This is a genomic window from Candidatus Cloacimonadota bacterium (assembly GCA_034722995.1).
Classification (GTDB): domain Bacteria; phylum Cloacimonadota; class Cloacimonadia; order JGIOTU-2; family JGIOTU-2; genus JAGMCF01.
Window position 1 is genome coordinate 20,484 of record JAYEOL010000059.1, and the last position, 16,854, is coordinate 37,337.

At 34.4% G+C, this 16,854-nt stretch carries 6 protein-coding genes; all 6 read left to right on the forward strand.

What is annotated here, in order from left to right; translation table 11 throughout:
• Positions 1–11: 11 nt before the first annotated feature.
• The 6 genes from U9R23_06975 (at position 12) to U9R23_07000 (ending at position 16,651) form a co-directional block, all read left to right on the forward strand.
• Positions 12–3,917, forward strand: a complete 3,906-nt coding sequence (locus U9R23_06975; protein ID MEA3476163.1) for a C25 family cysteine peptidase — start codon at positions 12–14, stop codon at positions 3,915–3,917.
• Positions 3,918–3,981: 64 nt separating this feature from the next.
• Positions 3,982–6,030, forward strand: coding sequence for a FlgD immunoglobulin-like domain containing protein (locus U9R23_06980; protein ID MEA3476164.1), 2,049 nt, complete (start codon positions 3,982–3,984; stop codon positions 6,028–6,030).
• Between the two features lie 62 nt (positions 6,031–6,092).
• Complete coding sequence (locus tag U9R23_06985) at positions 6,093–7,532, forward strand: winged helix-turn-helix domain-containing protein (GenBank protein ID MEA3476165.1); 1,440 nt, start codon at positions 6,093–6,095, stop codon at positions 7,530–7,532.
• 97 nt (positions 7,533–7,629) lie between these two features.
• The gene (locus tag U9R23_06990; GenBank protein ID MEA3476166.1) at positions 7,630–7,962 is read left to right on the forward strand and encodes a hypothetical protein; all 333 of its coding nucleotides are present in this window, start codon (positions 7,630–7,632) and stop codon (positions 7,960–7,962) included.
• A gap of 227 nt (positions 7,963–8,189) precedes the next feature.
• On the forward strand, positions 8,190–12,605 hold the full coding sequence (locus U9R23_06995) for an FG-GAP-like repeat-containing protein (protein ID MEA3476167.1): 4,416 nt from the start codon (positions 8,190–8,192) through the stop codon (positions 12,603–12,605).
• Positions 12,606–12,628: 23 nt separating this feature from the next.
• Positions 12,629–16,651: a C25 family cysteine peptidase gene (locus U9R23_07000; GenBank protein ID MEA3476168.1), complete on the forward strand. Its 4,023-nt coding sequence runs from the start codon at positions 12,629–12,631 to the stop codon at positions 16,649–16,651.
• Positions 16,652–16,854 lie beyond the last annotated feature (203 nt).

Here is a 16,854-nt window from a genome sequence, read left to right on the forward strand (position 1 = left end):
GGAGGATTAATATGAAAAAATATCTATGCCTATTAAGTGTAATATTATTCTTGTGCAGCAGTCTTTTTGCGGCTCAAGAAGAATGGATTACATTATCTAATTCTAATAGTAGTTATGCGGTAGGTGTTAATGTAGTTAGTTCAAACGAAAATCTAATTGAAATAGAATATCAATTAAATGGATTCTACAAAAAGCCTGTTGAGATTAACGGAGAAAAATTCTCAAAAATTATTCTACCTGATGAAAGCATCTTTTTAGAAGAGGGATTACCAGAACTTCCCCGAATAAATCGCAGTATCATAATACCTGCCAAAGTAAAGATGGTTGCAAAAGCAGTTAATTATGAAATAGAAGAATTCAAAAATATCAAGATTATTCCATCCAAAGGAAATCTACTTCGTAGTGTGAATCCAGAGGATGTTCCATATACATTTGATAATTTCTATTCAACTGATAACTGGTTCCCACAGGAGATTGTAACAACTTATGACCCTTATATCTTACGCGATGCACGAGGAATGGTTGTTGAAGTTCATCCATTTCAATATAATCCTGCACAAAAAATCCTGCGTGTATACAAAAAAATTAGAGTAAAAGTTGAAAATGTAGGATTGGATAATATTAATATTTTAGATGTTGATTTATCAGACAAGCTCACTGCTGATAGAGAGTTCCTAACCATTTACAATCGCAGATTTATCAATTTTGACAAGGAAAGATATGACCCAATACCAGAGGTTGGTAATATGCTTATTATCACTTATGATGCTTTTCATGATGAAGTGCTTCCTTTATACGAATGGAAATTACAAAAAGGCATACCTACTGAGTTGGTAGATGTTGGCACCATTGGGAATAATTATATTGCAATTAAAAACTACATCCAACAGAAATATGATAATGAGGGTGTTACTTATATTTTATTAGTTGGAGATGCGGAACAGATACAACCGTATGATGATGACAAGGACCCGAAATACACACAGTTAGCTGGATATGACAGTTATCCTGATGCATTCATAGGCAGACTTTCCGCGCAATCTATTCCACATGTTGAAACACAGGTTGAACGCTTTATCACTTATGAAAGAGACCCTCTTATTGGTGGAGATTGGTATCATAAAGGAACTGGTGTAGCATCTGCTCAAGGTTCAGGAATAGGATGGAACGACTGGGCTGATTATGTGATGATGGGTATAATTCGTGATTCACTTTTAGCTTATACTTATTCCGATGTAGACCAAATTTATGACCCCGGGGCATCAGCAGCTCAAGTTACTGCTGCTATTAATGCTGGAAGAAGTATTACTAATTATTGTGGCCATGGTTTACCTACATCATGGAGTACAACTGGTTTTTCTAATAGTGCTGTTAATGCTCTGGTTAATGACAATATGTTGCCATTTATTATAAGTGTTGCTTGCAATAATGGACAATTTCCGGGGATGACCTGTTTTGGAGAAGCCTGGCTGCGAGCTACAAATAATACAACAGGCGAACCAACAGGGGCAATTGGCTTTTATGGCTCAACAATAGGTCAACCATGGGAACCTCCTATGCCTGCTGAATATGAAGCCAATATGCTGCTCGTACATGAAGAGAAGAACACCTACGGTGGATTATGTTTTAATGGTTCAATGTTTATGATGGATGAATGCCCAATTCCGGGTCCTGATGTATTTGAACATTGGACACTATTTGGAGACCCTTCTTTACAGGTTAGAACTAATACTCCCGAAGAAATGACTGTATCTCACTCCCCAATAATTCCCCTTGGTTCAACTACTTATGATGTAGAAGTGGTTGGTGTGGAAGGTGCATTAATTGGATTGTATATGGATGACACTCTCTATGGTTATGGCTATACTGATGAAACCGGAAATGTAACTATTACACTTCTTGAAGAATTACTTAATCCCGGAGAAATGACATTAACAGTAACTGCATATAACAAAATTCCATATATTACAACAATTGATGCTATCATTCCTGTTCAGGTTACTATTTCACCTGATACAATAAATGTAAATGAATCAACTGAAGTAACTGTTACAGTTTTAGATAGTGATGGAATTGAGCCAGAGGTTGGAGTTAATGTTTGGGCTATGGGACTGGATTATGAAATCGACTCTGTTGCTACCGATACAAGTGGGGTAGCAATTTTAACAATTAACTACCAATTCGGTCCAAGTTTAAGCATATTTGGACAAAGACCTGATGATAGTTATTTATTATTTGATGAACTTCTATATGTAATTGCACTAGACCTTGCTGACCCGGATTTAGAAGTAACAACTGACTTCGGACTTACAGATGGATTCGCTATGAATCTTCCGGGAATAATTCATGCATATTGTTCTGAAGATGAAACAACACTTTGGGCAAAATTAAATGATAATGAGTATATTTCCACAACTGAAGACACACTTGAATTTATTCCTGATGAATTAGGAACTGTATATGCTATCATTTCTAAATCTGGTTACAACTTGTATCAAGAAGAATTTCCTGTAATAATTGCTTATGGCACAGTCTCAGGCATAGTAACAAACAGTGAGACTGGAGGCCCTGTTTCTGATATTGAGGTAAAATTCTATGAACAAGGTGCTGACCCAACAACTGATGACCCATTATTCACTGATATAACTAATGCTTATGGATTATACGAAATTACTGAGGAGCAACCTGTTGATTATTATGATATCTATATTGATGAATGGGGGTTCAATCCTTATGAAGAGCTAAACTACTTCCTTGGTTATGGCACTAACTCTCATGATATTGTTATTGACCCTGTTGAAACTGCTGTAGTTCACGGAAGAATTTATGATGAAAACGGAGCTGTCGGCAATACTACTATAATCTATTACCGTTCTGATAATGGTGAGCAATATACTGAGGTAAATGTTGGAATATCTGGAAGATATAGCGTTAGCCTTCCTTATTTCACTTATAATGTCTATGTAAGTGCTCCCGAACATGTGCCTTTTACAGGTTCTATTCCCGTTGATTGTGACCTTACCGTTGATTATAGTTTAGGTTTAGCTGCTTTATTCTGCAACTTTGAAAATAATGATGGAGACTTTTCTCCCACTCCTCCAACTAATGCATGGGAATGGGGTGAACCTACTGCTGGTGGTATCAATGCCTATTCTGGTGTAAATGTATGGGCTACTAATCTTGATGGGCATTATGTAGATAATGTAGACTGGTATCTTAACTCCCCAGAATTTACTGTGCCTGATAGTGGTATATTATATTTCTATCATTATCATAATTTTGAAGGCAGCAAAGGTGAGAAGACTTTCTATGATGGAGGAAATGTAAAAATCTCAACTAATGGCGGAGCCTCATTTAATCTTATTACTCCAGAAGGTGGTTATGATGGAACTATATCTGCACTTGGACAGTTAGGTTTTGGCAGCTCAATTGATGAATGGGAATTAGTAGAGTTTGACCTTAGTAATTATGAAAATGATGATGTAATTTTAAGATGGCACTTCGCCTCTGATTATTCTCAACACCAATATTATGGCTGGTATATTGATGATGTGCTTGTTGGTGACCCTAATAGTAGCGAACAGTTTATTCATCCTCATGTTTCTGTTAGTAATACTCCAATAACATATAAGCTTGAACTATATCAAAACTATCCTAATCCTGTTAATCCCGATATAGTCGGGACTAATATCTCTTTCTCATTACCAAAAAACACAAATAATATTGAACTAAAAATATACAATATCAAAGGACAGCTTGTAAAGAATTTTGAACTCCGAACTCTGAATTCTGAACTTAATAATGTCGTCTGGGATGGAAGTGATAAGAATGGAAAGAGAGTTGCATCAGGATTGTATTTCTATAAAATCTCTGCTGGGAATGAAACAATTGTTAAGAAAATGTTGTTAATGAAATAAAGGATAAACAAACCTTGCGAAGGTTTACTGAAACCTTCGCAAGGTTAAATTTTACAAAGTTTTTATGAAAAGATATCTTGTCATTTTAGTAATTCTGTTCTTCTACCGAGTCATTCTCTTCTCAATTGAGGTTTCTGGTCATATTTCCACCGATACCGTTTGGTCACCGGAAAATAATCCATATCTCGTAGTGGACAATATCTTTATAGATGAAAATGTAACTCTTACGATTGAACCAGGCACCATTGTAAAATTCAACACTGCGGATAAGGATGGTGGAGATTTTTATTACGATAATGGATATACAGAAGCAAAATTTATGCTCGTAAGAGGAAAATTGGCAGCAGTTGGTACAAAGCAGGACAGTATCATCTTTACTCGTAACAGTTATGAGGTAGGTCAACGTTGGGGCTCTATTATTTTTATGCCAGAAAGCGACTCAACATCAATCCTAAAGCATTGTAAATTTGAATACAGCTATTTTATAAGACTTGTTTTAGGTGGTGCATATTATCAAGGTGCAGTCTCTTTTTTGAATTCCAAAGTAACTATTACAGAGTGTCTATTTAACAAGTATCTTTTTGGAATTTCATGTTATGATTATAGTTCACCGTTAATATATAAAAACAGATTCACAACTGACCCAGGTGATGAAGATTCAGAATGTTATAGAGCAATTGATCTCTGGCATGCATATCCTATTATTTTTTATAATGTTTTTGATAATGAGAGAACTGGTATTATATTTGGTTACCCATATACAGATTTACAAATTCCTGTAGCCTACAATACATTTATCAATAGTTCTAATGGTATAATTTCGGATGAAGGCAATATATATATATACAAGAACAGTTTTTACAATTGTAATCTATCAATAGATACGTATAATGATATAGCAATAATAAAGGAGAATAACATTGAAGGAGGTGGAGGGATAGAGGCAGATGGAACAATCACTATTACAGAAAATATTATAACAAATGTTGGAGGTGCTATTCTTACCTGGGATTATAGCAATTGCATTATTAGTAATAATATTCTTACAAATAATGGAACAGGTATACACAATTATTATAATACATCAATAATCAGTAACAATCTAATTATAAATAATGATAATTACGGGATAAAATGCTCTGGATATGACCTTGCACCTTTAATCATAAACAACATAATTGCAAATTGCTATAGAGGGATTCGGTCAAAGGCAGATAGTTATATTATTAACAACATATTTTACAATATTGAGGATTATATAATATCTTATCATTATGCACAAGGTGTTAATTTTAGCGTAGGTAACTGCTGTTTACCAGATTCTATTGAGGACGATTATATTGACCTTGGTGGTAATATAATTGCGGATCCCATCTTCGTAGATCCGGAGAATGGTGATTTTCATTTACTTCCTATAAGTCCTTGCATAGATACAGGCACACCGGATACAAGTGGATATTTCATCCCACCATTTGATCTGGATTATGCTTTTCGTATCTGGGACGGAGATAATAATGGAGAAGCTATAATAGATATGGGATGTTATGAGTTTGGTGCTATGTATATTGGTGGAATTGCCGGACAGGTAACCTTAAACAACGGAGATGGTTTCGTTCCATTAACACGGATAGAGATAGATGGTGAAATTGCCTATCCAGATACAAATGGATACTATGATGTGAATTTACTTCCTGGAGTTTATGAAATAACTGCAACTCTGGAAGGATATGATGATGTAATTATTTCCGATATTGAGATTTTAGAAGGGGAAGTTACAATTCTCAATTTTGAGATGAATTCAAATGTTGGTGTTGATGATAATATTGTTAGTGAGGTGTCAGGGTTTGAATTAAGTAATTATCCTAATCCTGTTGTCAACTCAACTAATATCTCTTTCTCATTGCCCAAAAACACGAAGGAAGCAGAAATAAGAATCTATAATATTAAAGGACAGCTTGTAAAACAATTCAAAATGCAAAAGGCAAAAGGCAAAATGAATATCCTTTGGGATGGAAAAGATGATTCTGGAAAACCAGTTGCTAATGGAATCTATTTCTATAAACTTTCAGCAAATAATAAAAACTTCATCAAAAAAATGATAGTATTAAAATAAATAAGAATAGGTTTTATTGCGGGGTTTATTTATAAGCCCCGCAATTCTGATAAAAAAATATGATGCAAGATATATTTTATATTTCCACGCTAAAAGCAATAAAAACGCTTTCTTCAGATAGAAGATTACAAATTCTGAATTACTTGGTCAATGCAGAATATACTGCACAGAAATTAGGAAAAATTCTCAAAATCAAACCTAATGTTATTTGGTATGATATTAAACAATTAGAAGACGCTGGACTAATTGAGTTGATTCATTCTGAACATGTTAGAGGAACTGTAAAAAAATTCTATAGAGCTGTTGCTAAAAACTTCTTTGTGGATGTCTCACTTGGTAAAGCAAACATTAATAAATTCAATAAAATACAGAATATTATTAATCAAGAAATTGACGATTGGAACAGAGAAAAAATAATAAAAATCAGCTTTAACGATGTTGCTAATAAAATTATAAATAAAAATTTAAATATCAAAGAAAACGAAATTATCGCAATCAGCTATCAGCCAATGCATCAAAAATTAGTAGAAGACCTTGTGGTTGAAATTGCCAGGAAAGGTGCTTATGCTATTCCTATATTCTTGACTAAAAGAATGGAATATAACTTAATAAAAAATGTTCCTTTAAAATTCGCCTGTAGAGATGTAATCAGTGACTTTCTATTAGATAAAATTGATGCTCATATTATATTTTCTGGTGAATTTTTAGAAGAAGATAATGAATTCCGCTTTACACAGGATTTAATGGAAAAAATTAATCAGATTGAAGAATCTAAAAGAGAAAATATTCGTAAAACCTATCAAACAAAGGTTCGTTTCTTGACTATTGATACTTTACAAAACTATCAAATTACAGAATTAAACCCGGAACTTTGTAAGAAGATGTATTGGAAGTCTCTGAATATTGAACCTGATTCTCTTCATAATGAGTGTGAATTTGTACAAAGAAAATTACAGTCAGCTAAAAATATTGAAATAACAGATGGTATCAAAAGCAAGCTAAACATTTCTCTTTCAAATCCAAAAAGAATTGAAATAAAAGAAGGGATTGCCAATAGTCAATCCTCTGATTCGGCACTGCCCGGGGGAATGGTTGTTGGGCTTCTTGAGAATGGAAGTATTGAAGGCGAATTCCATACTGATTTTGCGTATCTGTTTGATAAAAAATTTGAAAATGTTTTTATAAAAATTGAAAATGATAAATTAATTAAGATAATTACAAAAGATAATAATAACGAACTCCAAAAAATGTTCAATAATGCAGATGGTGATAAGGATGTTGTTGGGTCATTCTGTATCGGGTTGAATCCAGAAATCTATCAGAATATTGGTCATCCTTATATTAATTCAAAAATTTATAGTGCAATGAGTCTTCAAGTAGGATGGGATGAATTGGAAGTAAGTCAAGTAGATTCTGATATGATTGCACAATTCTTTATGCTTAATAAAACAATTATGGTTGATGGTGAAATATTATTTAAAAATGGAAAATTATATAAATAATAAGGAACAGAAACAATGATACAAAACCCACGCTATTCTCTTGAAGTGAAAAAAATTTATGGTTATATTTAAGAAGCCAGATATTTAGGGAAAAATTGTGACATCTAATAATGAAAAGTTAAAAATAAGAAGAAAAGTAACTCTTTTGTTGTTTTGCATCTTACTCCTTCCTGCTTTAGCTTTTACTAATAAAAGCGTATCTTCAACTCAAATATCAGTGTTCAGTTTACCATTTCTTACTTTTCAGAGAAATGATTGTATGAGCTTGCAATCTGAATTTGAACAAGGGACAGATATCTTGTGTCCAAAGGGTGACCTGCCAGATGGATCTACGAAGGATAATAATGAGAGTTCGAATATTCATCGCCGTAGCCATAGAATACGAAAAGCAGTTAAATCTAAAGTAAGCTCTATCAAGGGAAATGAATAGTATTCTGACATTATTTGTTTTGAAACAGTAGTATCTATTAGAAATTCAGAATTTTTCTGCTACCACCTTGTTAAATAACTTAAAAATGAAGTCAGAATATTACTAAACCAGTTTGTTTATCGGGTTAAATCAGGTAAAATGTAACAAATTAAATCTTCTACAGGATGATAAATTCTTCCTTAACTTGTTCTCTAAACAGGTGAAAAGAAAGATTTATAGGAGAAATCATGAAAACTAAAAAAGTTAATGCCAATCAAAAAACATTATGCTTTTCAACTAAAGTATTTTCCGCTTTATTATTTTTTTTGATTTTCATTTCCATATCTTATGCCCAGACCTTTTACGAAATTACTACTAACGGCTGGGGACAGGGAATGAGAATGAGTAAGCCGGTATTTATGGATATTGATGAAGATGGATTACTGGATATGTTCATCACAGACGGATGTTGTAATGGGAATATTAAGCACTTTGAACAGGCTTCAGGAAATTCATATAAATTTATATTAATTACACAAAAATTTAATGATATTGAAATAAAATATCCTTCTGCTCCTGCCTTTGCTGATATTGATGGAGATGGATTATTAGATATGCTCATTGGGGAACAAGATGGAAATATCAATCATTATGAACAGGTTTCATCGGGTTCTTATGCTTTTAACCTGATTACTGAGAATTTTAATGATATTAGTGAGTGGCACACAGTTCCTTTTCTTTTAGATATTGATAATGATGGTCTTTTAGATTTAATTGTTGGGAAATGCAGTGGTCAAATTAGTCATTATGAGCAAGTTTCGGAAGTTTCTTATGACTTTGATTTAATTTCTGAACAATTTAATGGAATTGATGTAGGAAATTTTTGTACTCCTACAGTTACAGATATTGACGGAGATGGTTTATTGGACCTGATTATCGGTGAGGGTGAAGAATCTGGTAATTCAGGAGGTAATATTTTTCACTATGAACAGAATTCACAAGGGTCTTATGACTTTACCTTAGTCACAGATAATTTCAATGAAATCAATGTGGGTAGATTTTCCGCACCAACATTTACTGATGTTGATGATGATGGACTATTAGATTTGTTCATCGGTGAATTAGATGGCAATATTAATCTTTATGAGCAGGACTCTGCCGGAGATTATGATTTCAACCTCATTACAGAATATTTTGTTGTCATTGATGTAGGTAGATTTTCTATACCAACCTTTGCTGATGTAGATGGTGACGATTTATTGGATATGTTTATTGGAGAATATGATGGTAATATCAATCATTATGAGCAAGTTTCAACTGGTTCTTATGAATTTACATTCCTATCAGATAATTTTTGCGGGATTAATCTGGAATCTTCTAAACCAACCATTACTGATATAGATAATGATGGACTCTGGGATATGATTGTGGGAGAATGGCGACATGGACATGTTTTACATTATGAACAAACAACAGCTGGTAGCTATGATTTTACATTAATTACTGAAAACTTTGTTGAGGTTAATTTTGGTGGAAGCCCAGCCTTTCACTTTACTGATATTGACGACGATGGATTATTAGATTTGTTGGTTGGTGTCCACACTGGAAATATCGGTCATTATGAACAAGATTCAGAAAACTCATATAACTTTACCCTAATCTCAGAAAATTTTAGTGGGATAGATGTAGGAAGTTACGCAGTCCCAACCAGTTGTGATATTGATGAAGATGGCTTATTAGACTTACTTATTGGAAAACAGCATAATGGAAGAATCTGTCATTATGAGCAAGTTTCAGAAGATTCTTATGATTTTATACTGATTGATCCGAGATTTAAAGATATTAACCGAGAATATCGTTCAGCTCCAACTTTTGCTGATATTGATGGTGATGGTTTAGAAGATTTTTTAATAGGTGCTTATGATGGTGGAATATGTTTTTATAAAAGGTATAATGAAATAGCAGAACAATTTACCAAGATTACCGAAGGTGATATTGTAAACGATAATGGATGGTCCATGGGTTGTAGTTGGGCTGATTATGACGACGATGGTTATTTGGATTTGTATATTACTAATACAGGGAGTGGCAGTCCTTTTAATCCTGAAGAAAACTTTCTCTATGCGAACAATGGGAATGGTACATTCACCAAAATTACGACCGGTGATATTGTTAATGATGTTGCCACCTCTCATAGCAGTAGTTGGAGTGATTATAACAACGATGGATATGTAGATTTGTTTGTTGCAAATAGTGGCGTGCCGGGTGGTCCTAATTCTCTATATCAAAACAATGGCGATGGCACTTTTACTAGTATTACCAATGGCCCTATCGTAGAGGATATGAATTTCACTCAGAATGGTGTCTGGGGAGATTTTGATAACGATGGAAATTTGGATTTAATGACCACAAGTTGTATGGGCACTTATCTATATAGAAATAATGGCGATGGAACCTTTGCAGAAATGTACATTTTGAACGAAGGATATTATAAAGGCGTTGCTTGTGCTGATTATGATAATGATGGTAATTTAGATGTATTTCTAACAAAATATGTAATGGGCGGTGCCAATAATGCTTTATATCGCAACAATGGTGATGGTACTTTTACCAGGATTATTGAGGGTGCAATTGTTAACGATGGTGGGAGTTCTCCGGGAGGTAGCTGGGGTGACTACAACAACGATGGCGATTTGGATTTGTTTGTTCCTAATACCGACATAAATTTCTTGTATCAAAACAATGGTGATGGTACTTTTACCAAAATTACTGAAGGTCCGATTGTAATTGATGAGGGTACCTCAAGAAGCGGAAGTTGGGGCGACTTTGACAATGACGGTGATTTGGATCTATTCGTCACAAATGGATACGGTGAGAATAACTTTTTATACGAGAATATGGGAGATGGGACATTCATCCGCATCACGCAGGGTGATATTGCCAATGATGGTGGTTATTCCATTGGTTGTAGTTGGGCAGATTATGATAATGATGGTGATCTGGATTTATTTGTTACAAATACTCAAGAGCCTAACTTTCTGTATCGTAATGAGACAGGAAATAATAATAATTGGATTAATATAAAATGTATTGGTATTGTATCCAATACCTCTGCAATTGGAGCAAAAGTTAGAATTAAAGCAGTAATAAATGGAATTCCCGTCTGGCAAACGCAAGAGATTTCAGGACAAACAAACGCATGGGGGCAAAATAGTTTAAATGTAGAATTCGGACTTGGTGATGCCACAATTATTGACTCCCTTGTAATTGAATGGCCATCAGGTAGAACACAAACTTTAATGAATATTGATACAAATCAATTCTTAACAATAGAAGAAGGCCAAGATGAGTTGGGTGTGGATACTGTTGTTTCTAGACCAGATGAGGATGTATTAGTGGCAGTTTATATCAATGAAAATCAGCAAAGTTTTAGTTCAGCAGATATAATTCTCAATGGCTATACAGAGGGCGTGGAATTTCTGGACCTTATAATAGAAAACAGTTTAGTTGGAGATGCCAATTGGATCTACGAAGTCAACGAAATTGATGGTAATCTCTTGATTGCCCTTGCTGGTTCGGAAGATATTACAGGAGATGGTATATTATTCTGGCTCAAATTTCATACTGGAGTTTCTGAAGGGTTTGTCCCAATAAATATCGTTTCTGCTTTATTCAATGCTGATATCATCCCTACTCTTCTTACTAATGGCGGTATTGAGATTGTCTTTCCTGATTATGGTGATGTGGATCAGAACGGATTTGTCCAGAGTTTCGATGCATCCCTAATCCTAAAATATCTCGTCGGTTTAGTTGTCCTTGACCCGTATCAACAATTAAACGCAGATGTTACAATAGATAATACAATTTCTGCTTTGGACGCTACCTTTATATTACAATATATTGTTGGCATTATTGACTCCTTGCCCTATCCAATAACAGGAGATGAATATTTGGCTTCTGGTATTCCAGAAATGTATAATCAAACAATTTTACCCGGAGAGATAATTGATGTGCCAATAAATCTTACCTGTGTAGAGAATATTTACTCATTTGAAGCAACAGTTGAATTCAATCCTGATGATTTAGAGTATCTATCTTCTACATTTGCAGAAATTTTGGAAGATTTTATCATTGAAGAAAACTTAGATGGGGGATTAGTCAAATTTTCAGGAACCGGACTTGATGCTGTAAATAATGATGGTGAATTACTGATACTTCACTTTGCTGTTAAAGAAGACTTCAATTCAGATTCCACATTTGTAGGACTTAATCAATTGAGATGGAATGAAGATGATGTACAAATGAACTGCGCTCAAGCAAAACTTACAAACTCATTGTCAATAAGTAATGAAGAGCCTGTTCTGTGTTTTGATCTAAGTCAAAATTATCCAAATCCTTTCAAGCCGGAAACATTGATAAACTATAGTATTAAGAAGGAATCAAGAGTAATTCTTGAAGTCTACAACATCAAAGGACAAAAGGTCATAACTCTTGTTAACGAGAAATTGAAACTAGGTTATCATTCTGTAGTCTGGGATGGAAAAGATGATTCTGGAAAACCTGTTTCTAATGGTATCTACTTCTACAAACTCTCTATTGATAAATCCAAAGGCATTTCATCTGAAAGAACAAATATTATCAAAAAAATGATTATATTAAAATAAATAAAACATAAGTGAGGTGTAAAATGAAAGCAATTAAAATCGCAACATTACTGCTCCTTATAGGAGCAATGACTTGTTTTGCAAGCACCATTTCTAAAACATATTACTTTGATGAACCTGTTTTGATATATGAAGGAGATTATTCAAAAGTTCATATAGAAGATGGAGTAACATTAGGAACTCCCGGTGAACCTGCGATTCCTTATATTGGAATCAGATTATTACTTCCTCAAGATGAAAGTATCGTAAGTGTGTCCCTTGCACTAAAAGACGAAGTAAATTTAGGAAATTATATTCTTTGTCCAAAACAACAGCAAGTTCCTCTATCAAAAATTGAAGGTGCGAAATTCACAGAACCTAATCCGGAAATCTATCAAAGCGAAACCCAATTTCCATCACGCCAATACAATAATTACAGTACACATTATCTTGCTGGATACTCTATTGGATTTCTGGCGCTAACTCCAATTAAGTATATCCCCGCAACAGGTAAATTGTCATACTACAAAGAAATAATTGTTTCAGTAGAAACTGAATACAACGAAGTAGCTGAATCAGCTGGACGGTTCTTATTCAAGAATCCTCAGGTAGAAAAAAGATTACAAAAGTTAGTTGATAATCCAGAAAAAATTGATAATTACATAATTACAAAATCAAGAGACGATGATGCCTATGATTACATTATTGTAACCTCTGCAGACTATTCTAATGATTTTCAACCTCTGGTAGATTTTCATTCTCACCGGGGCTATAGAACTAAGATTGAATTAGTTAGCGATATTTATACTAATTACACTGGAGTAGATGAGCAGGACAAAATCAGAAATTATTTTATTGACCAGTATTCAAATGGTCCAATTAAATTTGTCCTTTTAGGAGGTGATACAGCACCTGATAATCCTTCTGAGAATATTGTTTCTCATCGTGGACTTTTTGCTGACCCTGGAAGCGGTTATGCAGACGACAATATTCCAGCTGATATGTATTATGCCTGTTTAGACAGAACTTCTGCTACAGGTTCAGGTCCTGATTGGAATAATGATAATGACAATAGATGGGGTGAACCCAATGAAGCAGACCTTCTTGCAGAATTTTATATTGGAAGAATCTGTATGAACAATTCTACTGAAATTGCTAATGCCATTAATAAAATGATGCTCTATTCTGAAACACCTGTGGCTGATGAGTTGCAGTCCGCTCTGCTTGTTGGAGAGTATCTTTGGGGACCACCCTATTATCCGACTACCTATGGGGGAACTTATATGAATGAGTTAATCGGTGGATGCAGTAATAATGGCTATACAACGGTTGGTATTCCTACTGATTGGGATATGTCCACTTTGTATGAAATGAATGGATATTGGACATCATCAGATTTATATACTCAATTAAATCTCGGACCAAACCTGCTTTGTCATCTTGGACATGGCAGTCCCACTCATTGTTTAAATATTGATAATTCAGACTTAACAACTTATCACATTACCAATGATGGAATTACATATAACTTTATTAATGGCTATTCTCAGGCATGCTATTCTGGTTCAATGGATAACTGGCATTATAATGGATATTATGTTGGTGATTGCTTTGCAGAAAAGATATCAACAATGCCCACAGCAGCTTCAACCTTTATAGCCAATTCTCGTTACGGCTGGGGTGAAGCGGGAGGAACCGATGGAGCCTCTCAAATATTTAACAGAGAATGGATTGATGCTTTCTTTGATGATGGTATATATTCCATTGCAGGAGCCAATCAAGTGTCAAAAGAACATGCTATCCCATTTATTGAAGCACAGCAAGTTGTAAGATGGTGCTGTTACGAATTGAATGTTTTCGGTGACCCTTCTCTTGAACCCTGGACTGAAGAACCTACAAATCTATCTCCCACATATCCTCAAGCAATAATGGCTGGAACACCAGAAATTGATGTAATTGCTCCTGCTTTTTCAAGAATTACTGTTTATGATGACGATACTATTTATGGTTATGGTATGACGAATTTCTTGGGAGAAGGAACAGTTATTTTTGATAATATACCTCAAGAAGCAGGAATTATGCATATCTCAATCGTTGCACATAACTATTATAAATATGTTGGTGATATTACGGTTACAGCTTATGTCGTGAATGTTTTTCCTGACACTATATATGCTAATGTGCCATCAACAGTAACTATTACAGTTTTATCCCCAGATAGCATAACTCCAGAAGTTGGGGTAAATGTATGGGCTGAGGGCTTAGATTATATTTCAGATACGGTTGTTACAAACGATGATGGAATTGCAAATTTAACAGTAAATTATCCATTTGGTCCAATTGCCCAAATCTACGGACAGAGACCCGAAAACGATTATTATACATTCCATGAAGAATTACATGTAATAGCAGATGACCTAACAAACCCAGACCTGACGGTTAGTACTAATTTTGGTTTGGAAGATACATTTGCTCTTAATCTATCAGGAACAATTTATGCATATGTTGAAAATGATGAAACTACACTCTGGATAAGTATTGATGATAGTTTATTATTTAGTACTTCTGGAAGTAGCTATGAAGTTACTCCATTAACAATGAATCCAGTTATATCAATAATCTCTAAATCTGGTTACAATTTGTATCAAGAAGAGTTTCCTGTAATAATTGCTTATGGCACTGCTTCAGGCATAGTAACAAACAGTAATACTGGAGACCCTGTTTCTGATATTGAGGTGAAATTCTATGAACAAGGTGCTGACCCAACAACTGATGACCCATTATTCACTGATATAACTAATACTGATGGATTTTACGAAATTACCGAGGAGCAACCTGTTGATTATTATGATATCTATATTGATGAATGGGGCTATAACTCGTATCAAGAATTGGACTACTTCCTAGGTTATGGCACTAATTCTCATGATATTGTTATTGACCCTGTTGAAAGTGCTGTAGTTCACGGAAGAATTTATGACGAAGATGGAGCAGTAAACAATACTACTATAACCTATTACCGCTCTGATAATGGCGAGCAATATACTAAGGTAACTGTTGGAATATCTGGAAGATATAGCGTTACTCTTCCTTATTTCACTTATGATGTTTATGTAAGTGCTCCAGAACATGTGCCTTTTAGAGGCTCCATTACTATTGAATGTAATCTTACTGTTGATTACAGCTTGGGTTTTGCGGCTTTATTCTGCAACTTTGAAAATAATGATGGAGACTTTTCTCCAACTCCTCAAACTGGAGCATGGGAATGGGGTGAACCTACTACTGGTGATATCAATGCTTATTCAGGTATAAATGTGTGGGCTACCAATCTTGATGGATATTATGTAAATAATGCAAACTGGTATCTTGAGTCACCTGAATTCACTGCTCCTGATAGTGCTATTCTAACCTTCTACCATTATTATGATTTTGAACAGGCCGGTTCTGGCACACTGTATGATGGAGGAAATGTAAAAATCTCAACTGATGGTGGCACCTTATTTACTCTTATTACTCCAGAAGGTGGTTATGATGGAAATGTTACTGCTCTTGAAGAGCAAGGATTTGGCGAAACAAACTATGATTGGGAATTAGTAGAGTTTGACCTTAGTAACTATGAAGGTCAAGATGTTATCCTGAGATTACATTTTGCTTCTGACCAAGGTGTTTGTGACCATTACGGATGGTATATTGATGATGTACTTGTAGGTAATCCTAATAATAGTAGTACTCAAATAATACATCCTCATGTTTCAACTGACAATACACAATTAACATACAAACTTGAATTATACCAAAACTATCCTAATCCTGTGAATCCCGATATAATCGGAACTAATATCTCTTTTTCATTGCCGAAAAACACGAAGGAAGCAGAAATAAGAATCTATAATATCAAGGGTCAGCTGGTAAAGAAGTTCAAAATGCAAAATGCGAAGTGCGGAATGAATAGTATGGTATGGGATGGAAAAGATAACTCTGGAAAACCCGTTTCAAATGGCATCTATTTTTACAAACTTTCTACAGCTAAGAAAAGCATTACCAAGAAAATGATACTGTTGAGATAAAACCCATCTTCATTGTTAATATTAAAGCTAAGGGCTCCGATTTTTCGGAGCCCTTTTTTATCAAATTAACAACAATCTGAATATAAAACTTTGACAATAAAATCAAATAAATATTAAATATCAAAAAAATATATGAACCATGTATGTCCCGATACATCGAAACGCACCCGTCTGGGCGCCGAGCCTGAAAGGAGCATGAAAAT